Annotated in this window: 22 protein-coding genes and 1 other RNA gene; 10 read left to right on the forward strand and 13 right to left on the reverse strand. The window is 37.0% G+C overall.

The annotated features are described in order from the left end of the window. Positions 1–72: 72 nt before the first annotated feature. The 3 genes from ACFTQ7_RS23065 to ACFTQ7_RS23075 form a co-directional block, all read right to left on the reverse strand. Positions 73–696 (reverse strand): hypothetical protein, encoded by a 624-nt coding sequence (locus ACFTQ7_RS23065; protein WP_386831461.1) that lies wholly within the window; start codon positions 694–696, stop codon positions 73–75. Positions 697–747: 51 nt separating this feature from the next. Next, positions 748–1,701 (reverse strand): hypothetical protein, encoded by a 954-nt coding sequence (locus ACFTQ7_RS23070; RefSeq protein WP_386831463.1) that lies wholly within the window; start codon positions 1,699–1,701, stop codon positions 748–750. Positions 1,702–1,779: 78 nt separating this feature from the next. Further along, positions 1,780–1,905 (reverse strand): helix-turn-helix domain-containing protein, encoded by a 126-nt coding sequence (locus ACFTQ7_RS23075; protein WP_386831509.1) that lies wholly within the window; start codon positions 1,903–1,905, stop codon positions 1,780–1,782. A 707-nt stretch (positions 1,906–2,612) separates the two neighbouring features. Between ACFTQ7_RS23075 and ACFTQ7_RS23080 the strand changes: the two genes are divergently transcribed. After that, positions 2,613–3,476, forward strand: coding sequence for a hypothetical protein (locus tag ACFTQ7_RS23080; protein ID WP_386831465.1), 864 nt, complete (start codon positions 2,613–2,615; stop codon positions 3,474–3,476). Positions 3,477–3,594: 118 nt separating this feature from the next. Here ACFTQ7_RS23080 and ACFTQ7_RS23085 read toward each other — a convergent pair whose 3' ends face one another. The 8 genes from ACFTQ7_RS23085 to ACFTQ7_RS23120 all read right to left on the reverse strand — a co-directional run bounded on the left by ACFTQ7_RS23085 (position 3,595) and on the right by ACFTQ7_RS23120 (position 10,950). Next, a complete protein-coding gene (locus tag ACFTQ7_RS23085; protein ID WP_386831467.1) occupies positions 3,595–3,918 on the reverse strand; it encodes a hypothetical protein in 324 nt (107 codons plus the stop codon). Between the two features lie 104 nt (positions 3,919–4,022). Beyond that, positions 4,023–4,214 carry a hypothetical protein gene (locus ACFTQ7_RS23090; protein WP_386831469.1) on the reverse strand — a complete coding sequence of 64 codons (192 nt, stop codon included), beginning with the start codon at positions 4,212–4,214 and terminating at the stop codon, positions 4,023–4,025. Positions 4,215–4,282: 68 nt separating this feature from the next. Then, complete coding sequence (locus tag ACFTQ7_RS23095; protein ID WP_386831470.1) at positions 4,283–5,272, reverse strand: tyrosine-type recombinase/integrase; 990 nt, start codon at positions 5,270–5,272, stop codon at positions 4,283–4,285. A 163-nt stretch (positions 5,273–5,435) separates the two neighbouring features. Then, positions 5,436–5,791: a transfer-messenger RNA gene (gene ssrA, locus ACFTQ7_RS23100) on the reverse strand. 372 nt (positions 5,792–6,163) lie between these two features. Continuing rightward, on the reverse strand, positions 6,164–6,892 hold the full coding sequence (locus tag ACFTQ7_RS23105) for a hypothetical protein (protein WP_386831472.1): 729 nt from the start codon (positions 6,890–6,892) through the stop codon (positions 6,164–6,166). A 164-nt stretch (positions 6,893–7,056) separates the two neighbouring features. Then, positions 7,057–7,521, reverse strand: a complete 465-nt coding sequence (smpB, locus tag ACFTQ7_RS23110) for an SsrA-binding protein SmpB (RefSeq protein ID WP_349662121.1) — start codon at positions 7,519–7,521, stop codon at positions 7,057–7,059. 112 nt (positions 7,522–7,633) lie between these two features. After that, entirely contained in the window at positions 7,634–10,168 is a 2,535-nt protein-coding gene (gene rnr, locus ACFTQ7_RS23115) for a ribonuclease R (protein WP_386831475.1), read from the reverse strand. Positions 10,169–10,203: 35 nt separating this feature from the next. Beyond that, positions 10,204–10,950, reverse strand: a complete 747-nt coding sequence (locus tag ACFTQ7_RS23120; RefSeq protein ID WP_386831477.1) for an alpha/beta hydrolase — start codon at positions 10,948–10,950, stop codon at positions 10,204–10,206. Between the two features lie 147 nt (positions 10,951–11,097). On the opposite strand from ACFTQ7_RS23120, the gene ACFTQ7_RS23125 reads away from it, so the two are divergent. Continuing rightward, entirely contained in the window at positions 11,098–11,469 is a 372-nt protein-coding gene (locus ACFTQ7_RS23125) for a hypothetical protein (protein ID WP_386831479.1), read from the forward strand. A 57-nt stretch (positions 11,470–11,526) separates the two neighbouring features. On the opposite strand, the gene secG is transcribed toward ACFTQ7_RS23125, so the two are convergent. After that, a complete protein-coding gene (secG, locus tag ACFTQ7_RS23130; protein WP_197143206.1) occupies positions 11,527–11,754 on the reverse strand; it encodes a preprotein translocase subunit SecG in 228 nt (75 codons plus the stop codon). A 439-nt stretch (positions 11,755–12,193) separates the two neighbouring features. Here secG and ACFTQ7_RS23135 point away from each other — a divergent pair, with 439 nt between their 5' ends. The 7 genes from ACFTQ7_RS23135 (at position 12,194) to dltD (ending at position 20,487) form a co-directional block, all read left to right on the forward strand. Continuing rightward, positions 12,194–13,444, forward strand: coding sequence for a transglutaminase domain-containing protein (locus ACFTQ7_RS23135; RefSeq protein ID WP_386831481.1), 1,251 nt, complete (start codon positions 12,194–12,196; stop codon positions 13,442–13,444). A 403-nt stretch (positions 13,445–13,847) separates the two neighbouring features. Further along, positions 13,848–15,488 (forward strand): alkaline phosphatase, encoded by a 1,641-nt coding sequence (locus ACFTQ7_RS23140; protein WP_386831482.1) that lies wholly within the window; start codon positions 13,848–13,850, stop codon positions 15,486–15,488. Between the two features lie 760 nt (positions 15,489–16,248). Next, complete coding sequence (locus ACFTQ7_RS23145; RefSeq protein WP_079561393.1) at positions 16,249–16,386, forward strand: teichoic acid D-Ala incorporation-associated protein DltX; 138 nt, start codon at positions 16,249–16,251, stop codon at positions 16,384–16,386. 18 nt (positions 16,387–16,404) lie between these two features. Next, the gene (gene dltA, locus ACFTQ7_RS23150) at positions 16,405–17,877 is read left to right on the forward strand and encodes a D-alanine--poly(phosphoribitol) ligase subunit DltA (protein WP_386831483.1); all 1,473 of its coding nucleotides are present in this window, start codon (positions 16,405–16,407) and stop codon (positions 17,875–17,877) included. After that, the gene (gene dltB, locus ACFTQ7_RS23155) at positions 17,874–19,037 is read left to right on the forward strand and encodes a D-alanyl-lipoteichoic acid biosynthesis protein DltB (RefSeq protein ID WP_386831485.1); all 1,164 of its coding nucleotides are present in this window, start codon (positions 17,874–17,876) and stop codon (positions 19,035–19,037) included. The genes dltA and dltB overlap by 4 nt, the downstream gene beginning before the upstream one ends. Before the next feature lie 44 nt (positions 19,038–19,081). Continuing rightward, positions 19,082–19,315, forward strand: a complete 234-nt coding sequence (gene dltC / locus ACFTQ7_RS23160) for a D-alanine--poly(phosphoribitol) ligase subunit 2 (protein WP_079561390.1) — start codon at positions 19,082–19,084, stop codon at positions 19,313–19,315. Then, positions 19,312–20,487 (forward strand): D-alanyl-lipoteichoic acid biosynthesis protein DltD, encoded by a 1,176-nt coding sequence (dltD, locus tag ACFTQ7_RS23165; protein WP_386831488.1) that lies wholly within the window; start codon positions 19,312–19,314, stop codon positions 20,485–20,487. Before dltC ends, dltD begins: the two co-directional genes overlap by 4 nt. A 237-nt stretch (positions 20,488–20,724) precedes the next feature. On the opposite strand, the gene ACFTQ7_RS23170 is transcribed toward dltD, so the two are convergent. Next, positions 20,725–21,234 carry a GNAT family N-acetyltransferase gene (locus ACFTQ7_RS23170; RefSeq protein ID WP_386831490.1) on the reverse strand — a complete coding sequence of 170 codons (510 nt, stop codon included), beginning with the start codon at positions 21,232–21,234 and terminating at the stop codon, positions 20,725–20,727. 301 nt (positions 21,235–21,535) lie between these two features. Between ACFTQ7_RS23170 and ACFTQ7_RS23175 the strand changes: the two genes are divergently transcribed. Next, complete coding sequence (locus tag ACFTQ7_RS23175; RefSeq protein WP_386831492.1) at positions 21,536–22,147, forward strand: hypothetical protein; 612 nt, start codon at positions 21,536–21,538, stop codon at positions 22,145–22,147. Positions 22,148–22,208: the final 61 nt, after the last annotated feature.

Raw genomic sequence — 22,208 nt, forward strand, 5'->3', positions numbered from 1 at the left:
ATCAACAACCGACCAAGAAAATGTCTTGGTTGGAAAACTGCAAACGAGGCTTTTAATGAGCAATTGTTGCACTTAATTTGACAAATCATCATATACATACATTTGTTCTAAAAAACTACAAATAGACTCTACATATTCATGCAGATATTCTGAACTAAAGTCCATTCTATAGCTTTTTATTACAATATCTTTATACTCAGCTTTCTTTAAATCCCCTTGTTGAACCTGCCCGTTATTATGAATAATGTTATTTCTAACTTTTTTATATCTGTCAATATCATCTATTAAATCCTCTTCGACAATAACTTCTTTCCAAGGTTTACTCTTTAAATGCTTTATAAGCTTATCAATAAATTTTGTGTTTTCTTTAATTAAAGATTTAGATTCTCCTTTCTTCGTAGCAATATCTTCATATATTTTTCTAGACATACTTTCAAAAGTCATCCATGCAGTTATGTATACACTATGTTTCAAATTAATCGAAAATAATTCAAATACATGATACTCATCTTCATAATCAGCAAATACTGAATCCCAATGTTCATAATTTTCATCTTTCAAACTTTTATATTTTTCATCTATATTTCTTTTTTCTTCCTCCCATAAAACATTTACCTTTTCCAGATATAACATTAAATTTTTTATTTGTTCTAATTCATAATTGAACACTATATCCCTCATGCTAAATTGATTCACTATTTATCCCTCCTACTTCTAATCACAAAAAAGGCAGTTACATATAACTGCCTAACTAATTGATCTTGGAATTTTATCATAAGAAGCTATAATATAATTTTCTAAATCTTCATCACTTAATTGATTATTATTAGAACCTCTTTGGGTATTTTCAATATTTCTCCTGAAACTAACAATACGAGAAATATCTTTTATAGTCTGTTCAACTAAATATTCTTTCTCTGTCATTCCATTACCTTCAAGTTCTCTTATTGTTTCTTTTTTTACAAATCCATTTCTACCAACATTGTCACGATGAAGCTTAGTATCATTTTCTTTATGATATTTTTGTCTCCATCCACTAATTACTTGAGTCCAATAATTCGAAGGAGTATATAGGAACTTACTAACTGCCATATTTTTAGGAATCAATACAACTTCATAACCATCCACTTGTGGAAGCATTGTTTCAATTGAGTACCAACTATGTTTCGTATGATTCCAATAATTCATTTTCACTTTTTTATCCATAATAATTCCATATTTTTCGCATTGTTCTTGGGTAAATTCTATTAACTTCTTTTTAATTAAACTTGCCACTAAATCTGATAATAAATCTTCGCCGAAGTCTGGAACAAAGATATGAAAGTCTTCAATTCTACCTACAACTTTTTTAGTTAATAAACCTTTTTCATGAACATAATTGAAAACATTCGTTAATGATTCTTCAGAATTTCCATTTCCTCTTGGAAAACCATTTGTATATCCTAAAAAAATTTCATTTGACTCCCCTGAAGAGGAAAAATTCTTTCTAGCTTCCGACATTTTATTCGCCACATATAAATTGAATATTGTATCAAAAAAGTCTTGAACAATTTTACTACATTCTTTAGAGAGCATATCATCGTTTACCGCAAATCTTGTAGGATCTAAGAAGAGCAAATTATCTGTATCTACTCGAATATTTATAAAGTCATAATCTGCCTGTCTATGTGATGGTAGGGAAAACTTTTCAGTAAATCTCATTTCAACACTCCAATCAGATTTTAATTTACTAATTATACAATTCTACCATAAATTTCATTATTCGATAAATTTAACAATTCATTTATTTTCATTTAAAATCTTATAAACCGTTGCTCTACCAATTCCATATTCCTTAGCTATATCTTTCGCACTTTCTCCCGACTCAAATAATGCTCGTACACGTTTCTTAGTTTTTTCATCTATAGCTGGTCTACCACCAACTCGTCCACGCTTTTTGAATGTCCTACAGTTCTTTTCACTTCTTTTCTAGTATACATCTCACCAATAGTGAAGGGATATTTCACTTAAATCACATCCCTTAAATAAATATATTCTCACAGTATATAATACCTATTATTTACCATTAAGACAAAGACTTTATTGTCTCGTAAAAATAAAACAAGACCACATAAATGATGCTCACGTGGTCAATTTTGGTGTCTGTATTTAATATCTGTTACAACATATTCATCCAGACCCTTTGAATTACATTCTTGGGGACGCTGCGTGTTTTGAAGTGTTTTTATCTCCCGCTACGCTCCCGATAAAAAGCAATTCAAAACCACGCTTTTCGTCCGTCCCCAAACCCCTCGACGACCGTCATATGCTTTTGGTCAAATTTGGTGTCCGTATATAATATAGTTCACAACATTTTTGACCGAAAATCATATATTCAAAATTATCTTCCCAGTATCCTTATCCCTATTTTCCGACATACTTCTTGCATATTTTATTGTCTTTTAGACCTTCTTAAGTTAAATTACCATTTTATAATCATTTCATTTAAATTTGAGGCTTTAAAAATGTTTACTGTTATTAATACCAATAAAATATTAATAGAGTAATTTCTTGAAATTCGAACAAACTTTCGTAATAATATAAATAAGCAATTTATTTTTTGGAGGTATTATATGGTAAAAGAAGCTTTTAGCCTTGAATTACAAGACAAGATCTCAGCAGATTTAGCACACAATAAATCTCTCATAGGTAAATTAAAAGATCCAAGAGCTTTTGAATGTACAGATACAAAGTGCAAAATTCAATTAACTTGTACAAAATGGCAAGAAAAAGATGGGAAGCGTATTTACTTTACTCCGAGTTCAAGAGAATCTCTACATATTGCAGGGTGTAAAGCTTCTGGAGAAGAAGAAGAGGTTCAGCTTTCAACTTTCGAAAAAGAAGAAGCAAAAAATTCAGTTATTAAGAATGGCATTATTGTATTGAAGAAAATCTCAGATCAAAGTAAGAAGAAGGATGCTTCAAGTACATTAAACGAAACAAAAAATGATACTACTTATACTACTCAATCTGGAAATAACACTAATAAAGCAAAAAGATCAGAGAGAAGTAATATTACATCAATTATGACATTAATAAATTTACTGAATGATCCTTCCTTTGATAAAGATAAACCTTTTATACAATTACCTGAAAACGAAAAAATTTCCTTAAATGAATTATTTGTGAGTGTAGACGATGTTACATTAATTCAAAAAGATAAGATAAGAGTTTTCTATGGGAAAGTTAAGGTTTCAACCTATAAAGACACTGCTTTGAAAATTGATTTTGTAAATTCATCCAATTTACCATTTTTATTTACAAACAAAAAACTTATGCTTGATAGACATTATGGTAAACAAGCCAAAAAGTGTGTAGACAAAGATAAAGAAATCTATGTTTTCTTCAGAGGCTATCTATCTAGTGATAATAAGTGGAAACCATATAACGAGGAATTCTTCAAGGATCTTTATTTTTCATTAGAAAAAGGTATTTAAACTTTCTCTTTGTCACTTTATAATTATTTAGAGATGAAAACAAGTCCACATGATAAAAATACATGTGGACTTGTTTTGTGCCTCTCTTTAATATAGCTTACAACATTTTTAACCACTCTCACTTTGGCATATGAATGATTCTCCATGCTGTTTTATATCGTTTTCCATCCTTTTTAGCATCATGTGGGAAAATTCGATATGAGGTTTCTTTAATAGTTAGCAACTCATTGATTTTCCGAAAGCTAGTAATAATCCGACCATTTACTTTCAGATTTAATTTTTCAGCAAATGCCCGTTTCTCCTTTTGACTATAAAATACAAGTTCCTTAGAATAAGCATCTTCTAATGCCGAACGTGTTTGTGGATCCAAATAAGCATCCATTGATATGCTTCCTTCTTTTCCAAATAACTCAACGATAAATTTACGATATCCGCCAGCCATTTCTTGAATATTCTCAAGTCGCTTATATTTATACTTGTAGCTATCACAGAGAAGTTGGTTTACACCTATTTTATAAAGCCCATTAGGGAGTGGCTCGTAGTAAACTAGCTGATAAGGGTCGGGTCACGATAAAACACTCGATCATATTCTTCTTGAGAATGTTCCTCAAGTAACTTGGCGTGTTTCATACGAGTGGTTAAATTCCCTTTATCGTGACCTAATCGCCCATTTGACCGATTTTTCACCACCAAATGCACATAATCAGCTTCTGCATCTCGTATTCGCTTTCTTCCCACACACTGAACCAACACATCAGGATCAGATATATCTACTATAATAAAGTGCAGGTCATCATCAATGATATTTAGTCCTGCGTCAAGTGTTTGTGTAGTGAATTTGCTACTTCTTCAACATCTAAATCCAAATACTGCGTAGTCACAGCTAAATCACTATGTCCAAGAGCTTTGGAGATAATTGCTATACTAGCCCCCTTGTCATGTAAATTCTTTGCATACGCTCTCCTAATAGCATGAGCATTGATATTCTCTAAACCAAAACGCTTCGAATACTTGCTCAGTTGTTTTGAGATAGCATTATTGGATGATTTACTTGTATTCATGGAGGAACCATTTTGAGTGATAAACACATTACTATTATCTATTTGATAATATTCACGAATCCCATTATTCAATCGAAGGAGCATTTTCAACATATCCGCAAGCTCTTTCGTAATCGGTAGCTTCAAGAACTTATGATTCTTCAAGGCAGAGCCATCTAGGTTCAAACATAGGTTTTCAAAGTCTATATGACGCTCTCTAAGCTCTCCTAACATGCGCATACGAATACCTGTCTTATACAACAGTTTGACCGCGCAAGCATCTCTAAATCCAATGAACATTGTCTTATCAATCAATAGTAGCAATCGGTCTATATCCGTTTCTTTTGCCCCCTTTTTAACTTCTCTATCAACCTTTTTTTGAATATTGCTCCAAAAGCGTTCTTTGAGCCAACCATTGTTATGAAACTTACCTAAAACGGCTTTCGTTGACTTCAAACGAATTAACTTGGTGCGTTGGCTCACATCTATTGAACCTAAATAGTTATAGATACTATCAATGTTGATTTCTTCAACATACTGAATGCTATTCACCTTTACAAACTGCTTAAAGATATATTCGTAACTATCAATAGTGCGTTGTCTATTCCCCGCTATTCGCATTTGGTTGAATATCGTTTCAAGTGCTTCATCTATTGACTTACCTTTACGGCTTTGCTCAACTTCCTGTGTTTGTAGCATATCTACTGCTTCACTATTTACAGCAAAAATACCATGTTTACGCTTCCTACTAGACATAAAAAAATCCTCCTAAGTGTACTATTAGAAGGTCTACGAAGAGTTCAAATATGTCTTTTTTCCATAGGGATAAGAAAAGGGATATTCAACAAGAGTTCAACTCCCGTTCAATATCCCTAATCTCGAAAATCGTTGATATGACTACGTTTTGTAGCCACTTTATGTATGGAGACGGCGGGAGTCGAACCCGCGTCCAGAAACTCCAATACTTCAGCTTCTACGCGTGTAGTTTGCCTATTTACGATTCACGTAGCATTATGCCGACAAACAGGCGTCCTGTACGCTAACCTGGAAATCTCTTGTCGGTGACTCAGGTGGCACCATCGACCGTATCCCACTAAAGTTGGGCCCTACGTTCTCTACATGGGCGATAGAGAGGCAGAGCGCTTAAGAGCTTACGCTGCGAAAGCTAAGTTTTGTTGTTTGCCAGTTATTATATAACTTCCGTTGATGACGGAGCCGAGACCTCCGACGCGCGACCAAAGCTTGAACCATCCCTGTCGAATCCGTAACGTCCCCTTGAATATGAATCGAAGCACGTAGCTTCGTTCAAGCAAAGGAGCTAGAATTTCTTCTAGTACGGTGGGAGCTAAAAGTACGCTTCCATGTAATCTGGCATTCAGTAAACTTATTATAAAACAAATCTTGCTATAGTTCAAGTGTCCTGCCATAGTGGAAAAAATTACTCATCATCAATAGTTAGGAATGATATTTATATAAATGTATACCATTTATATAAGTTGATTGTAGTGGAGGCTGGGTGACTCCTTGGGGATCAGCGTCACAGATGAGACCCTGCAGCGAAGCGAAGCGGCTCATCGGACGCCCCCAGGAAAGCGCCCAGTCGGAACGGAAATCAACCCCACGCCATGGTGATTAGCCATTTATTTCTTATTTCATTACCTTAAATTTTAACTCTCGTAATCTTAATATTAGCTTTCCTAATTTTGACTCTGTAAGATAGCCGCAATAAACCTCTACCTCTTGTGCGCCAAAGCCGAGCTTGAATTCATTAATTTCGTCCTTTTTTGTTACTGCACCGAAATCATAGTGTACGTATCCTTTGCCGCGGAACATCATCATATTTTCCCACAGTAAATAGCGATTGGCGAAGCGGATTTGTTGCTTTAAATCTGGTCTATCTTTGATCCAGACGGCCGTTCCTGTATATAAATTAAAAACGATATCTTCGTCGGCAATGTACAGTCGATAGCATAGTGCTTCACCTTTGTCGTTTTGAAGCTTTGTATAAACGAGTGCCCCTTTCTCGCGCAGTAGTTTTAACGTTTGCATGTGAAATTTTCGAACGCGATTTGTATTTTTTATTTTGGCGAAGGCGTTATAAAATTGCTGAAATTCTAATAGTTCTTGATCAGATGGATTTTCTTTTACGATGACTTCGTAGGGCTCTTTTTTGGCGCGGCGAAGCATATAGCGATTCATTTTTGAGAGATTCGCTAATAGGATTTCTTTATCTTGCTGTAGCATGATTTGGAGTGTCTTTTGGGTTTGGAGTGATTGTGCAGGTCGCTTTGTTTGGTGGTAGCAAACTAGCTTTTTTCTTTCGCTGGCATTGTTACGTTCCTCGGCAAAATAAATGTGCTCTATGTTCATAAACATAAATTTTCGTCCTATTGTAAGAATGCGGATTCCCTCCTATTATATGCGGTAGTTCTTTATTATATTTTTAACTCAATATCTTTTAGAACCTCTCTTAGTATTCTATCTGTCCAAATACAAAAAGCTCACTATGTAAATATAGTGAGCTCTCTAACAATCTATGACTATTGATTTTTAGATTTGAAGGCGCGTTCCATATCGCGTTTCGCTTCTTTTTTGCGCATGTCGTTACGTTTGTCGTAATCTTTTTTACCTTTGCCGACGCCGATTAATAGTTTGGCATAGCCGTCTTTAATGTACATTTTTAACGGAACAATTGTGTAGCCGTCGCGTTTTACAGCACCGACTAGCTCGCCGATTTGCTTTTTATGGAGTAGCAATTTGCGGGCGCGTAGTGGGTCATGGTTAAAGCGGTTGCCTTGTTCGAATGAGCTGACATGCATATTGTTGATCCATGCTTCACCGTTGCGAACTTGTACATAAGATTCTTTTAGTTGAACCCTTCCTGCACGGATGGATTTAATTTCTGTGCCTGTAAGCACCATACCAGCTTCGATTGTCTCTTCAATGAAGTAATCATGCCCGGCTTTTTTGTTTTGCGCTAATACTTTCCCAGTACCTTTTGCCATAATATTCACCTCTACTTAAAGGTTTAACAGGTTTAACCTGCTCTTATTGATAAAGGGAAAGCACCCGCTTCAAATTGCTTTAAAGCGCTAGTTGGTGCTTTCGCCATTACTTTTATTTACGTTTTGATTTTTTCTTTTTGTTTTTCTTGGCAACGCCCTCGTAGAACTTTTGCTTTTGCTTCACGCCTTTTTTAGGGCCTGGGCTTGAGCCATCTTTGCGGCGTCCTCGTGGATCACGGTCGTTTTCACGTCGTTCTCCTTGTCCGCTTCGTCCTTCTTCATTGCGGCCACTGCGACTGCCACGTCCGCCTCTTTCTTCTTCATTGCGACCACTACGACTGCCACGTCCACCACGTTCTTCTTCGTTGCGACCACTGCGACTGCCACGTCCACTTCTTTCTTCTTCGCGACCACCTGTGCGGCTATTACGGCCACCTTTGTTGTCGCTATAGTTTTTACGTGCGTGAATAACAGTAGGTGCAGCTTTTCGTGTTCGTCCATAAGACGTTACCATTCCGACGATTTCAAAGTCAACGGATGACTCCTCAATAATAACATTTGCTACGCGGACTGTAACTTCATCACCAATACGGAATTGACGATTTGTACGCTCACCGATCATAATCATTTGACGGTCGTCAAAACGATAGTAGTCATCTGTCATATTGCTAATATGGACAAGTCCTTCGATGGTATTCGGAAGCTCTATGAAAATCCCGAAGTTTGTAATCGACGAAACGATTCCTTCAAACTCTTCACCAATTTTATCGGACATGTATTGCGCTTTTTTCAGTGCGTCTGTATCACGTTCTGCATCAACAGCACGGCGTTCACGTTCTGACGTATGATCTGCGATTTCATCCATCGCCATACTCCACTGTGCCACTGTTTCTTTCGATGTATCTTTATTAATTAAATACGTTCGAATTAAACGATGGACAATTAAGTCCGGATAACGTCGAATCGGTGACGTAAAGTGTGTATAGAAATCAGTTGATAAACCAAAGTGGCCTAAGCTTTCAGGATAATATTTCGCCTGTTGCATTGAGCGTAGAAGCATCGTTGAAATAACAGGCTCCTCTGGCATGCCTTCGATAGCTTTTAATACATCTTGTAATGCTTTCGGATGGACTGTGTTTCCTGTACCTTTGATTAAAATACCGAAGTTCGTAACAAATTCAAAGAAGCGTTGCAGCTTTTCTGGCTTTGGATCTTCGTGAATACGGTAAAGGAACGGTATATTCATCCAATGGAAATGCTCTGCTACCGTTTCATTGGCTGCTAGCATGAAATCTTCAATTAATTTCTCAGCGACTGTACGTTCACGTAATTCAATATCTACTGGCCAGCCATCTTCGTCCACGATCACTTTAGATTCTTTAAAGTCAAAGTCAATAGCACCACGCATTTGACGTTTAGTACGTAAAATATTAGATAGCTCAGCCATATGTTTAAACATTGGCACTAGTGGCTCATAGCGGGCCATTAGCTCTGCGTCTTGCTCCTCTAAAATTTTGTAAACGTCCTTATACGTCATACGCTCAGTAGTTTTAATGACACTTTGGAATATTTCATGTGACACTACATTACCATTTGCATCAATAATCATTTCACAAGATAGGACTAGACGGTCAACCTGTGGATTTAATGAACAGATCCCATTCGATAATCGATGCGGAATCATTGGGATAACGCGGTCTGTTAAATATACACTCGTCGCACGATCATAAGCTTCAACATCTATTACAGAGCCTTGTGTTACATAATAACTAACATCTGCAATATGTACGCCAAGTTTATAAGTGCCGTCTACATTTTTCGTTACCGTTACAGCATCATCCAAGTCCTTCGCATCCGCTCCATCGATTGTCACAATCGTTTCGTGGCGTAAATCACGGCGACCTTCTAAATCTGCCTCTGTAATTTCATCTGGCACTCGTTGCGCAGCAGCAACTACTTCTTCTGGGAATTCAGGTGGTATGTCGTGCTTATATAAAATAGATAGAATATCCACCCCTGGGTCATTTTTGTGCCCTAAAATTTTCGTAATATACCCTGTTGCTGATTTTAAATCCTCTGGCCAAGTAGCTACCTCAACGACAACCTTGTGTCCGTCGACAGCTCCTAACGTATCACCCTTAGCAATGAAAATGTCCATCGGTAGTTTTTTATCATCTAACACAACAAAGCCAAAGCCTCGATTTGCTTGGAACGTCCCAACAAAGCTCGTTTGTCCGCGTTCCACTACCTTTGTTACAGTTCCTTCACGGCGATCACCGAATGATTCCTTTAACACACGGATTAACACCGTATCGCCATTAATCGCACCATTTATTTCATGCGGTGGAATGAAAACATCGTCCATTCCCTCAACATCAGGTGTCACAAAGCCAAAGCCTTTCGCGTGTCCGATAAATTTACCTCGAAGTAAATTCATACGCTCTGGCAGGCCATAACGATTTGAGCGAGAACGTACAACTAAGCCTTGCCCCTCCATACGTACTAACGTTTTTACTAATTCTTTAAATTCGTCAGCATCCTCAAAGCCGAACAAGTCCTCAATTTCGCCAACTGTTAATGGCTTATAATCTTCTCCACCAAAAAAATCGAGTAAACGACTTTGTAGTGTATCTTTCTGGTCTTTCATAATTTCCCTCCTTCATGAGAAAATCCTTATATGTTTTATTGTGCCCAATTTAGGCTTTCTAAAAAGCAATAAATATCTTCATGTAACTGATCTTTTTCTTGATCTAACGTAATAACATGTTTTGAGTTTTCATACCACTTGATCTGTTTTTCAAGTGACTCAGTTTGATTATATATAATGTTGGCAGATTCTGTCTCAATTACCTCGTCATTTGTCGCTTGCACGACAAAAATTGGTGCATAAATCATGTCAATTTCTTGACGTGTCCGAGCAATAAACTCTCGCAACTCTTGTAGAGATGGCATGCCCTTTTCAGCAATTAACGCAACCTCAGCTTCAATTTGCTCCTCGGCTTTACCTTGGAACTTTTTGTAGTCCCTTGCATATTTCAGTACACCTTGAAACATAACATCTGTTGTACGCATCGTCATTGGAGAACACATTGTCACAATACCTTTAACTGGGTTATTAAGCGCAACGTTTAAAGCCATGACACCACCTAATGACAAGCCAGCAACCGCAATTTCCTCATAGCCCGCATCTTGCAACTGTTTGTACGCGGCTACGACATCCTGCCACCAATCAGCAGGACCTGTTGTAATAAGTTCCTCAGGTTCCACACCGTGACCTTTATAATGAGGCGCTAATGTAGTATACCCTTTTTTCTCTAAAAATCTACCAAGCATGCGCACATCCGCCGAGCTTCCCGTAAACCCATGCAATAATAAAACTGCTCGAGGTCCTGCTTGAAAGAAAAAAGGCTGTGATAACGATTTTTTCATGTCGAGCTCTCCTTCATCCAAATACATACTATACCTATTATAGCCATACTGAAGCTTCCTCAAAAGCTTCGGGTTCTGTTTCTTCTATTGCTATATGGGAATCCTCAGCAAATGTGCGGAGGATTTCGTGAATCGCGAGGATTTTCTTTGCTTTCGCGGGTATTTCACCTGCTTCCGCGGGTATTCACCCTGCTTTCGCGGGTATTCGACCTGCTTTCGCGGGTATCACCTTGCTTCGCGGGTATTCATCCTTGCTTCCGCGAGTATTCATCCTTGCTTCCGCGGGTATCAGCTTGCTTCGCGGGTATTTACCCTGCTTCCGCGGGTATTCGACCTGCTTCCGCGGGTATTCGCCTTGCTTCCGCGGGTATTTCACCTGCTTCCGCGGGTATTCGACCTGCTTCCGCGGGTATTCGCCTTGCTTCCGCGGGTATTTCACCTGCTTCCGCGGGTATTTCCCTACTCCGCGCGGGTATTCACTTTACTGTCCTAACAATGTATGTATCGACGTTCAAATAGTTAGGACTATAAAAGAAAACGCCCAACCAGTAAGGTTAGGCGAAATATCTTCAACTATTAGATTTTTGTAATAGCAATTGCTAGAACAAAGAATAATATTGCTAACACAATTGTTGTACGGTGAAGGATTAGATCCATACCGCGTGCTTTTTGCTTTCCGAATAGTTGTTCAGCCCCACCCGAGATGGCACCTGACAAGCCTGCACTTTTACTAGATTGAAGTAATACTGCAACGATCAACGCTATTGAAACGATAACTAATGAAACTAATACTACTGTATGCATTCACTGCACCTCCCGAACTTCGAACATCACAACATATCACATTATAACAAAAAAAGGTTCTCTTGACAAACCGAGATTAATAAATGTCCTTATTACCCCTATATAGGTTAGTTTTCCCAAAATATAGCACACCACACTCCTACCATATTACCCTATAATAGTAAAAAAGAAGTCATCTCTAAAATCTAGGAACATATCCATTATTTAAGGTAGTTAATGTGAAACTGGGCAACTCCTTGAAGGTCCGCAATATAAAAGCATCACGCCCTGTGATAATGCCTTCGTGATTGACCTCGTGTCGCTGACGCTACGTTAACACTACGCTTTCGCACAGAAAACATTCATTGCCTCAAGCGGTTCATCCGACGCCCCCAGTCGGAACGGAAATCAATCCACGTTTTAGTGATGACCCAAAAATATAATTATAATGGGAGGAATTATGAAAAAGAGTATATTGCTGATTTTTTTACTTATTATATTAAGCACGCTTAGTGCTTGCTCAGCTGCTCTCAAGGCCGCCGAAGTACTATTACAAGACGAACTTGAATCTGAAGAAGACGAAGACATCTCTATAGACCCAAAGGAGCTTGCTAGTAAAGCCCCATCAGCCGAGTTTTCTGCGGAAGACCTTTTTTCAACAACATTGTTCAAGGAAGATCCTGCTATGCTGCAGTTTTCAAAAAAAATTGAAAAACATATTTCAACGTTCGACCCAAACTTTACGGTCATGTATAGAGGAAAATTAGATTGGGATACATTTGAAGTACAACTAAATGATCTTTATAACATACTTAATTTTGTGAATCCTTATACAACGGGCTATATCGGAGAGTACGGCTGGGAAGCATGGGAAGTCGATAATGGTTACGAGGTAGAGTTTGACTTTACATATATCACAGATGCGAAGAAGGAAAAGAAAGTTGATGCTTATGTTCAGGACTTTGCTAAGAAGTTTATTACAGATGACATGGATGATTTCCATCGTGCTAAAGCCGTTAATGACTTTGTTGTACAACTAGCCACTTATACGGATAAAGGTGATTCACAAGGGCAAGCGGTTTATGAATTAATTAGTAAAGAAACTGGTGTTTGTCAAGCTTATGCATTATTAGCCTATCGTTTATTTTTAGCGGCAGGTCTTGATGCTAAATATGTATATGGTTATAGCGATAATCAGCTTCACGCATGGAATTTAGTCAGTGTTAATGGTGATTGGTATCATATTGATACGACTTGGAATGATATCACGCCTATTGAACCTTATGCTATTTCCTACGCATATTTTTTAGTGAATGACGAGAAACTAAGTGAAGACCATATATGGGCAAATGAAAACTATTTTGCTGCTACAAGCAACAAGTACGATTTCATGCATGATATGTGGTACGCAGATACTATTGGAAATGTTATTTATTATAATAGCTTGGACGATGACATGGTATACGCCTATGACTTAGCAACAAAGCAAAATAGGCAAGTTACAGAAACAGCCTGCTACTACTTGGCGGCTTTTGAAGATGCTATTTATTGCAGTGATTATGATAATGCCGGCTTTTTAACGAAAATATTTATTAACGATGGTTCAGAAGAAGTGTTATTAGAGGAAGAGGTTTTAAACTTGTTCGTTGATGATAAAGGGGTATTATTTTACGAAACCATTGACGGTGAAAAACATTCACAAACTTTATAGCGAATTCTAGAATCTGCAAGCTTCCATCAACCAATGGATAGTAAGCAGATTCTATTTTCCCCTTTTAGTCTTTAGCTCATCACAAATTAGGGATTACATTTTGTTACACCATATATCATGCGTAAAAGTTGATTGGAGACTGGGCGACTCCTTGGGGATCAGCGTCACAGATTAGACCCTGCAGCGAAGCGAAGCGGCTCATCGGACGCCCCCAGGAAGCTTTGCTCTGTGCGAAAGCGAAGCGTCAGCAACAAAGCGCCCAGTCGGAACGGAAATCAACCCCACGTTTTAGTTATCGGACCCATCTTTAACAATATCCATACAATCCCATAACAATTTATTAATCATACCTTTACAAACTTCCTTTACACTTACTTGTGAATTGACCAAAAGGAGGAAAATCATGAAATACTCAAAAAAATGGAGTTCATTATTTTTAGCAAGTGCTATTGCTTTATCGTCAATTAGTATCGCTCAGCCGCAAGTACAAGCAGCCCCAGTGAAGAAGCCAACAAATGTGATAATGCTCGTGATGGATGGTAGTAGTAATAATGCCGTTACCCTTTCTCGTTGGTACAAAGGGCAAAGCTTGGCTATGGATGAAATTTTATCAGGGGCAGTACGTACATACTCTGCCGATTCAGCCATTACTGACTCAGCCCCTGCCGCTACTGCGTTAGCAACTGGTCATAAATCAAACGATAAATTTGTAGGTGTGCTACCAGCCGTTATTAATTCGCCAGGGCTAGAGCCAATTGCTAAAGAAGATGCTTATAAACCTGTAGCCAATGTATTGGAAGGGGCTAAGCAACAAGGCAAGGCAACTGGATTGATTTCTACTTCGGAAATTCAACATGCTACACCAGCTGGCTTTTCTGCACATGTGAAAAATAGAAGCCAATACGATGACATTGCTGAGCAGCAAGTTTATCAAAACATAGATGTTGTGTTAGGTGGTGGCTTAGAGTCTCTTGCGCCAGGTACTACTAAAAATGCTCGTAAAGATGGCGAGCATTTAGTAGATGTCTTAAAAGAAAAAAATTATGACATCGTTAAAACGCGTGATGAGCTACTCAAAAGTAAATCGTCAAAAATTTGGGGAAGCTTTGCTCCAAGTGATCTTGCCTACGATTTAGATCGTGCTACAACAAGAGCATCTGAGCCTACACTTGCTGAGATGACAAATAAAGCTATTAATACGCTTAAAAAGGATGAAGATGGTTTCTTCTTATTTGTAGAAGGCAGTAAGGTGGACTGGGCGGCACACGCAAATGACACAATCGGCATCATTAGCGATATTTTATCGTTTGATGCTGCAGTCAAAGAAGCCGTTGATTTTGCAAAAAAAGATGGCAATACAATGGTCATTGCTGTTACAGACCACGGCAATAGTGGGATTACAATGGGTAATGTTAACACGACAAGTACTTATTCCTACACACCTGTCTCTGCTTATATTGATCCTCTAAAGAAGGCTAAAATGACAGTTGAAGGTGCATTGAGCCAATTAAAAGAAGACAAATCAAATATTGTAGAAGTCGCTGCACTTTATGGTTTAGATAATCTATCTGAGAATGAGCTTGCAACTTTAAAATCGACTAAAGATCTGGGCAAAGAAATGGTGAAAATGCTTGCGAATCGCGCCAATATTGGTTATACAACTGGCGGGCACACAGGTGAGGATGTATTCTTATACTCATTCGGACCATCTAAAATTACAGGCCTTGTCGAAAATACGGATTTAGCACATACGATGGCAAAGTTTATGGGCTTCAATTTAAATAAGCTTTCAGATGATTTATATATACCAGCAACAAAAGCGTTCACAGAAAAAGGCTACACTTCTAAAATTGACTTAAGTGATAAAGAAAACCCTAAGTTTATTGCACAAAAAAAGAATGTAACCATCACAATCCCAGTTAATAAGAACACAGTAATATACGAACAAGACAAAACCGCAAAGACGCATACGTTTGACACAATCAATGTCTACAACGGCACTGACTTTTACGTTTCCCAAAAAGTATTAAAGCTTCTCAAATAGTGAAACTTTAATCAGCAGGGATTCTCTTCGCTTTTGGTACAAATAAATTACTGCACGATAAAGCGGGACAACAAAGGTGCTATCATAGTTGAGATGATCAACTGATGATGGCGCTTTTGTTTTTGCTCAAAAATATGCCTTTACAACAGTCTTCGTAAGATTCTTGATTCTTCATATGTTTGGTTTGTGGCTTCGTTTCTCGTTAATCCCTTTATATCTCTTCAAATTTTATACCGAGATTTTTCATCAAATTTACTTTGATTTTACTTTCATTGATTATGCTTAAAGTAACGAATTGAACATCTCCCACTTTCGTTTTGATTGTCGCCCGACATTCATCTCCGGCTTACTCATTAGTTGGGAGTCTTCTGTTGGAAATTGATACTAATGAGTTGAACATAAATATTTTCGAATGTTCTGTCATGAAATTTAAGGATTTCTTAAGTACAAATGAAGCGGAAAAACAGCGATAATGAATAAGGATCACGTTGAGAAAAATTCAAGTTGCGGTGAATTAAAAAAATCACTTTCTTACCATAATAATAGTGATGTTTTTCAAAACCTTAAGATTACCTTAAATTAATCTTATGATTTTATGAATAAACAGAAAATGAGCAACATTTCCCTCTACATTCCGTCAAAACAGTGTTAAAAATTGAATTAGGTAAAAATAATTTAGAAATAACTTGAAAAAATATCAATTTATTTAGTATATTTACAAAGTTATAATCTTTTTTCATTTTTAATTGGAGGTGGACTAATGCAATCCATTAAAAATAATGAGCTTTTTCGTTTTATAGGCTTTACGTTATTTTATTTTATGATTTTAGTGCTCTTGTTTCTTATTCATGGCTTCCATGATATGAACGCAGGACCATTTATATATACGGAATTTTAAGAAAAGGAGATATAAACTATGTTAAGTATTTTAGAGGCCATTCAAAAAGTGGCACAACAGCATCCGCATCGCACTGCCTATCAAACCGACAATGATTCCTTAACGTTTGGTGAGCTTTGGCATCTGTCTGATTGTGTAGCACAATATTTAATGGCTCTTGATTTAAAAAGACAACAACCTATCGTCGTCTACGGGCATATGTCACCTTTACAAATCGTTGCCTTTTTAGGTGCTGTAAAGGCGGGTCATCCGTACGTACCTGTTGACTCTTCTACACCTTCTGAAAGGTTACAAATTATAATAGAAGCTTCTGAGGCTTGCTTGCTACTAAAAACTGAAACGTTAAGCTTAAACTTACATGTCCCTGTAGTAGAAGTAAGTGATTTAGTAGCTCACCCTACTAGCATTTCGACTGAGCCTTCAACATGGGTTAAGAATCAAGAAATTTATTATATTATTTACACATCTGGTTCTACTGGTAAACCAAAAGGTGTTCAAATTACAGCTGATAATTTAGCGCATTTTGTTGCTTGGATGCATGAACATTTCCCTTTACAGGAATCTGGAGTGTTTCTAAATCAAGCGCCTTATTCCTTCGATTTATCTGTAATGGATTTATATCCTGCACTAGTTAGCGGGCAAACACTTTACGCGATTAAGCAAGAGCAAATTGCTAATCCAAAAGCGTTATTTGAGTCATTAGCCTCATCTAATGTTCGCGTTTGGACTTCCACACCTTCTTTCGCGAAGATCTGTTTAATGAACAAAGAGTGGGATCAAGCGCTAATGCCTTCTTTAGATACATTTTTATTCTGCGGAGAAGTGTTACCAGTATCTGTAGCTACGGAATTAATGCAGCGTTTCCCTCAAGCTTCTATTTTTAATTTATACGGTCCTACAGAAACAACTGTTGCCGTTTCTTATGTGGAAGTAACGAAGGAGCTTTTGGAGCAGTTTGACCAATTACCAATCGCCCCTATATCTGAGCCTAATCTATCCTTGTTAGAAGATAGCGAGATTATTATTTCTGGACCGACTGTAAGTGCAGGTTATCTTGGTGCGCCTGATTTAACACTTAAAGCGTTTCCTACAATAGGAGATCAACGTATTTATAAAACTGGAGACGTTGGGTATGAAAAAGATGGCTATTTGTTCTTCTCTGGACGAAAAGATTTCCAGGTGAAGCTACACGGTTATCGTTTAGAGATTGAGGAAATTGAAAAACAAATGGGCAATCTTCCACCTGTATCTAGCTGTGTGATTATACCTGTTTCAAAAAATGGTGAGATTGTATCATTAAGTGCTTATATTGTGCTTCGCGAACCATTGACGGACTCTGCCTTCAAAATGACGAAGCAGCTTAAAGCATTATTATCGGAGTATTTACCATCCTATATGATTCCGAAAACATTCAAATACATTGACACTTTACCTTTAAATACAAACGGTAAAGTTGATCGTAAAGGATTGGCGGTTATGGAAACAGTATGACGCCTTATGGAAATATAGTTTTTTTCATCATCATTGGTATTTTGTTACTGCCAACAATTATTTTAGGACTGCGTGGGAAATCAGCTAAAGGTTATAATATTGTTATTTCGATCGTCGTTTTAGCTCTTATTTTTGGTAGCTCCCTTAACGGTTCCATTTCTCTTATACTGTTTACAGTATTTCAGTTATTATTAATAATCGGTTACCAAAAATATCGCTTACAGAAGAATAATACTTCTGTATTCGTCATTGCTGTACTACTGTCCATTTTGCCACTTGTGCTTGTGAAGGTTCTGCCAATGCTTGGCCTTCAGAATTTATTTGGATTCTTAGGGGTATCCTATATTACCTTTAAATCCGTACAGATGATTTTAGAAACGCGAGATGGCTTAATTAAAGATAAAATTTCACCAGTTGAGCTTGCCTATTTCTTACTGTTCTTCCCAACAGTATCATCAGGACCTATTGATCGTTGGAGACGCTTTTATAAAGATATGCACACAGCGCCGTCTGGGCAAGACTATCAAAAGTTGCTGTTAAGCGGGATCAATTATATATTTGTAGGCTTTTTATATAAGTTTATTTTGGCTTATTTAATCTACAATTACACACTTATTTATTTACCAAGTCAAACGTATAACTATTTGACACCTTTCCAAGGGCAAATAGCGTATATGTATATGTATAGTTTTTATTTATTTTTCGATTTTGCGGGTTATAGTGCGTTTGCCGTTGGTGTCAGTCGCATTATGGGTGTTCAAACGCCTATTAACTTTAACCGTCCATTCTCGAGTCGCAATATTAAAGACTTTTGGAACCGTTGGCATATGAGTCTTTCCTTCTGGTTCAGGGATTATGTTTATATGCGTTTCGTACTTTGGATGACAAAGAAAAAATGGATTAAAAACAAATATACAATTTCTTATATCGGCTTCTTTTTACTGTTCTTTTTAATGGGGATTTGGCACGGATTAGAATTGCACTATGTTGTCTATGGTCTCTACCATGCCCTGTTAATTATTAGCTTCGATAAATTTGAACGTTGGAATAAAAAGCGTAAGCTTTGGCCAAAAAATAAATGGACTCATGCAATTGGCGTATTTATTACTTTTAATGCCGTTTGCTTTGGTTTCTATATTTTCTCAGGAACATTATTTTAATTACAGGCTCTAACGCAGCCTAAACAATAAAGGAGATTTATACAATGGATAAACAACAAGTTTTAGAAATGCTAGTAGAGTTATGTGAGGATGAAATCGTTTTAGAAAATCCAGATATCGATTTATTTGAAGAAGGTCTTCTTGATTCATTCGGTACAATTAATTTATTAGTGGAAATTGAAAACCGCTTTAATATTTCAGTACCAATTACTGATTTCAACCGTGAGGAATGGAACACGCCAAATCGTATTGTAGCGGAATTAGCTGAAAGACAATGATTAAGAAAGGCTTTCTATCATTATTAATTGCTTTTGTTCTTTTTGCTGGCGTTATATTCTTCCCTAATTCTTGGATAGAAGCTTGGATTTCAGATGAAGATGTAGAGCAGGCAAAGACGAGTATGTCTCCGTTAGTATTCCAAGGAATGTATTTCCAAGAGCGGATGTTGCAGGAGCCTAGTACTATGCCTTTATATGGCTCTTCTGAATTAAATCGTTTTGACCCTTTCCACCCTTATAACTATGCTCGAGCTACAAATGCTCCGTATACGACATTTATGGTCGGGCGTGGTGGAATGCAGTCTATTACACACTTTTTAAATTTTGCTGCACAGGAAGAAAATTTAAAAGATAAGAAAATTGTCTTCATCATTTCTCCTCAATGGTTTACGAAAAAGGGAATGAATGAATTACATTTTTCTCCTAACTATTCGATGTTGCATGCTTATGATTTAGCATACAATAAGGACATTGACGAGGATCTTCGAAATCGAGGAATGGAACGCCTTCTTGACTTCGATACTGTCAATCGTGATGATTTGCTAAAAACAATTTACGAATATAAAATATCTGGCGGTAAAGAAAAACCAATCATTGGACGACTTGCCATGATGGCAGGCCATGTCCAAAAGGCACTTTTAGAGAAAAAAGATTTGTATTACTCTTTATTTCCTCGAGAGCCGCATAAATTAAAAAATAATGACAAGCTAGTTGTGGACCAAACATTTGAGCAACAACTGGAAAACGCCGAGAAATACGGCGAGAAACGTGTATCTAACGATTTAATGATTGAAAACAAGTTTTATAAACGACTTAAAAACGCGAATATTAATAAGTTTAAAGGTATGCGTAAAAATGAAGATTATACAACTTCACCTGAATATGAGGATTTACAGCTAGTCATCGATATTTTAAAGGACGCTGGTGCAAAGCCACTATTTGTTTCTATTCCAGTAAATGGTCATTGGTATGACTACACGGAATATCCTGAGGAACGTCGACAAAAGTATTACGAAAAAATGGAGCAGATCTTGACTGATAATGATGTTCCATTTGTTGATTTCTCAGACCATGATTATGATCCTTATTTCATTATGGATACGATTCATATCGCATGGAAGGGCTGGGTATATCTAGACCAAGAGCTAGATAAATACTGGGCGGAGCAATAGAATATAGAGACAGTCTACAGTGTTAATCACTATAGGCTGTCTTTTTTTGTTCGAGGATCGATGCAATATTTAGTGCTTATTTTCGAAAACTATTTTGTTAATGGAATTAAGATGGCGATTCATTAAAGTATGTAGCGGGGGGGTGATTTCCGTTCCGACTGGGCACTTTTGTAGGCCGCTTCGCTTTCGCACTAACTCCCTTTATATTAAAGTTAATATCCCCGCTCCCTACTCTGTTCATTTATCAAGCGAAAACAGTCTAAGTTTTTCTGCATCATTGGAAAATTGGACTACTCTTTCAAACTTCAACCCTATTTTTTCGAGTAGTTTGGCTGAAGCGTGATTTTCTTGAGTTGTGATGGCCACTATACGATTTAACCCTAGTGTATCTAGACCGTATGCTAATGTCGCTGATGCTGCTTCATAGGCGTATCCTTTTCCCCAATACTTAGGAAGAAAAGCAAAGCCAATATCCGCATCTTCTAGCGACTCTCTTTTAACAAAACCACAAATTCCTATCGGGCTTTGATCTTCTTTTCTTTCAACTAAATAAAAACAAAAGCCAAATTGTTCATACGTGCGAATTGCTCCATTCACTATATATTCACGCGCATCCTCTACGGTTCTCACACCGCGATCACCAATGAACTCTATCCATGAAGGTTCATTCATTAGCTCAAGTATAAAACTCGCATCATCTGTTGTTTGTAGGCGAAGGGTTAGTCGTTCTGTTTCAATAATTGTCATCGTAATTCCCTCTCCTTTCAGGATTGTATTCTCCACATTTCCTAAGCTTTTTTGTAACTTATACTTCACTTATGAATTTAATATACAATAACGGACTAACAACTGCACTTGCATAGCTCTCATACTGAGAAAAGAGTAAATCCAATCTCTCGAGCTCATCCAAATAAACGCAACAAGTGCATTCATTCCAATAAAGGAATTACAATATTTTTTTACAATATTTGTCGTATAATAATCTATAAGAAAGATAGTTGTCATTTTTGTTAAAGGCAGTAATTTTATTAAAAATGGAGGTATTTGTTTGAGAAATAAGTATTTTATTTTTAGTATCCTAACAACATTATTCTTGTTATTTCTTTCCGGTTGTACTGATCAAAAAGAAGACACAGAATCAGCGACTATTTCAACTAACACTGATTCTAAATATGTGAATACTTTCAAAGATTTAAATTTAGGCATCTTATTCGACTTTAATTTCAAATTAAATAATGCCGATAAAAATTGGGTTGATCTTTGGGTTGAAAGTTACAAAGATGGGAAGTTGGATTCTAATTCATTAACTAAACTATCATATGGGCAAAGTCCAAACGAAGTAGAAAAAGGTCATATTGGATTTGGGATACTATATACTGATGATGAATCTTTTGCCTTTCTTTATGGGCCGGGTATGAAAACACCCCCTCAAAAAATCGGCAAAATTCCTTCTACTGAAAGTAGTGTTAGTGGATGGTATTCTGCATTTGGAGATGAAACAGTTAAATTAAAATTAAATGAAACTTATGTACTGGGTGTCTACAGAGAATCGAAAGGAAACTCTTTACGAACATATGACTTGCAGGACGAGAATGAAGTAAAGAAAATGATAGATGATGTCCATCTTGTGTATTTATTAAAATTAAAAATTCATAGGTAAAACTTTAATCATCGTGGAATCTTATCCTGCCTGAGCGGTTCTCTCGGGTATCTGATCACTT

The sequence above is a fragment of the Lysinibacillus sp. NPDC056959 genome (genome assembly GCF_042674095.1).
GTDB lineage: Bacteria > Bacillota > Bacilli > Bacillales_A > Planococcaceae > Lysinibacillus > Lysinibacillus zambalensis.

What these genes read in the sequence shown, in the direction of transcription:
- smpB (WP_349662121.1), bottom strand. Translation starts at nt 7,521, where the DNA reads ATGGCAAAAGGTACTGGGAAAGTATTAGCGCAAAACAAAAAAGCCGGG.
- dltB (WP_386831485.1), top strand. Translation starts at nt 17,874, where the DNA reads ATGACGCCTTATGGAAATATAGTTTTTTTCATCATCATTGGTATTTTG.
- ACFTQ7_RS23140 (WP_386831482.1), top strand. Translation starts at nt 13,848, where the DNA reads ATGAAATACTCAAAAAAATGGAGTTCATTATTTTTAGCAAGTGCTATT.
- dltA (WP_386831483.1), top strand. Translation starts at nt 16,405, where the DNA reads ATGTTAAGTATTTTAGAGGCCATTCAAAAAGTGGCACAACAGCATCCG.
- secG (WP_197143206.1), bottom strand. Translation starts at nt 11,754, where the DNA reads ATGCATACAGTAGTATTAGTTTCATTAGTTATCGTTTCAATAGCGTTG.
- dltD (WP_386831488.1), top strand. Translation starts at nt 19,312, where the DNA reads ATGATTAAGAAAGGCTTTCTATCATTATTAATTGCTTTTGTTCTTTTT.
- rnr (WP_386831475.1), bottom strand. Translation starts at nt 10,168, where the DNA reads ATGAAAGACCAGAAAGATACACTACAAAGTCGTTTACTCGATTTTTTT.
- ACFTQ7_RS23080 (WP_386831465.1), top strand. Translation starts at nt 2,613, where the DNA reads ATGGTAAAAGAAGCTTTTAGCCTTGAATTACAAGACAAGATCTCAGCA.
- dltC (WP_079561390.1), top strand. Translation starts at nt 19,082, where the DNA reads ATGGATAAACAACAAGTTTTAGAAATGCTAGTAGAGTTATGTGAGGAT.
- ACFTQ7_RS23120 (WP_386831477.1), bottom strand. Translation starts at nt 10,950, where the DNA reads ATGAAAAAATCGTTATCACAGCCTTTTTTCTTTCAAGCAGGACCTCGA.
- ACFTQ7_RS23105 (WP_386831472.1), bottom strand. Translation starts at nt 6,892, where the DNA reads ATGTTTATGAACATAGAGCACATTTATTTTGCCGAGGAACGTAACAAT.
- ACFTQ7_RS23085 (WP_386831467.1), bottom strand. Translation starts at nt 3,918, where the DNA reads ATGGCTGGCGGATATCGTAAATTTATCGTTGAGTTATTTGGAAAAGAA.
- ACFTQ7_RS23145 (WP_079561393.1), top strand. Translation starts at nt 16,249, where the DNA reads ATGCAATCCATTAAAAATAATGAGCTTTTTCGTTTTATAGGCTTTACG.
- ACFTQ7_RS23170 (WP_386831490.1), bottom strand. Translation starts at nt 21,234, where the DNA reads ATGACAATTATTGAAACAGAACGACTAACCCTTCGCCTACAAACAACA.
- ACFTQ7_RS23070 (WP_386831463.1), bottom strand. Translation starts at nt 1,701, where the DNA reads ATGAGATTTACTGAAAAGTTTTCCCTACCATCACATAGACAGGCAGAT.
- ACFTQ7_RS23135 (WP_386831481.1), top strand. Translation starts at nt 12,194, where the DNA reads ATGAAAAAGAGTATATTGCTGATTTTTTTACTTATTATATTAAGCACG.
- ACFTQ7_RS23095 (WP_386831470.1), bottom strand. Translation starts at nt 5,272, where the DNA reads ATGTCTAGTAGGAAGCGTAAACATGGTATTTTTGCTGTAAATAGTGAA.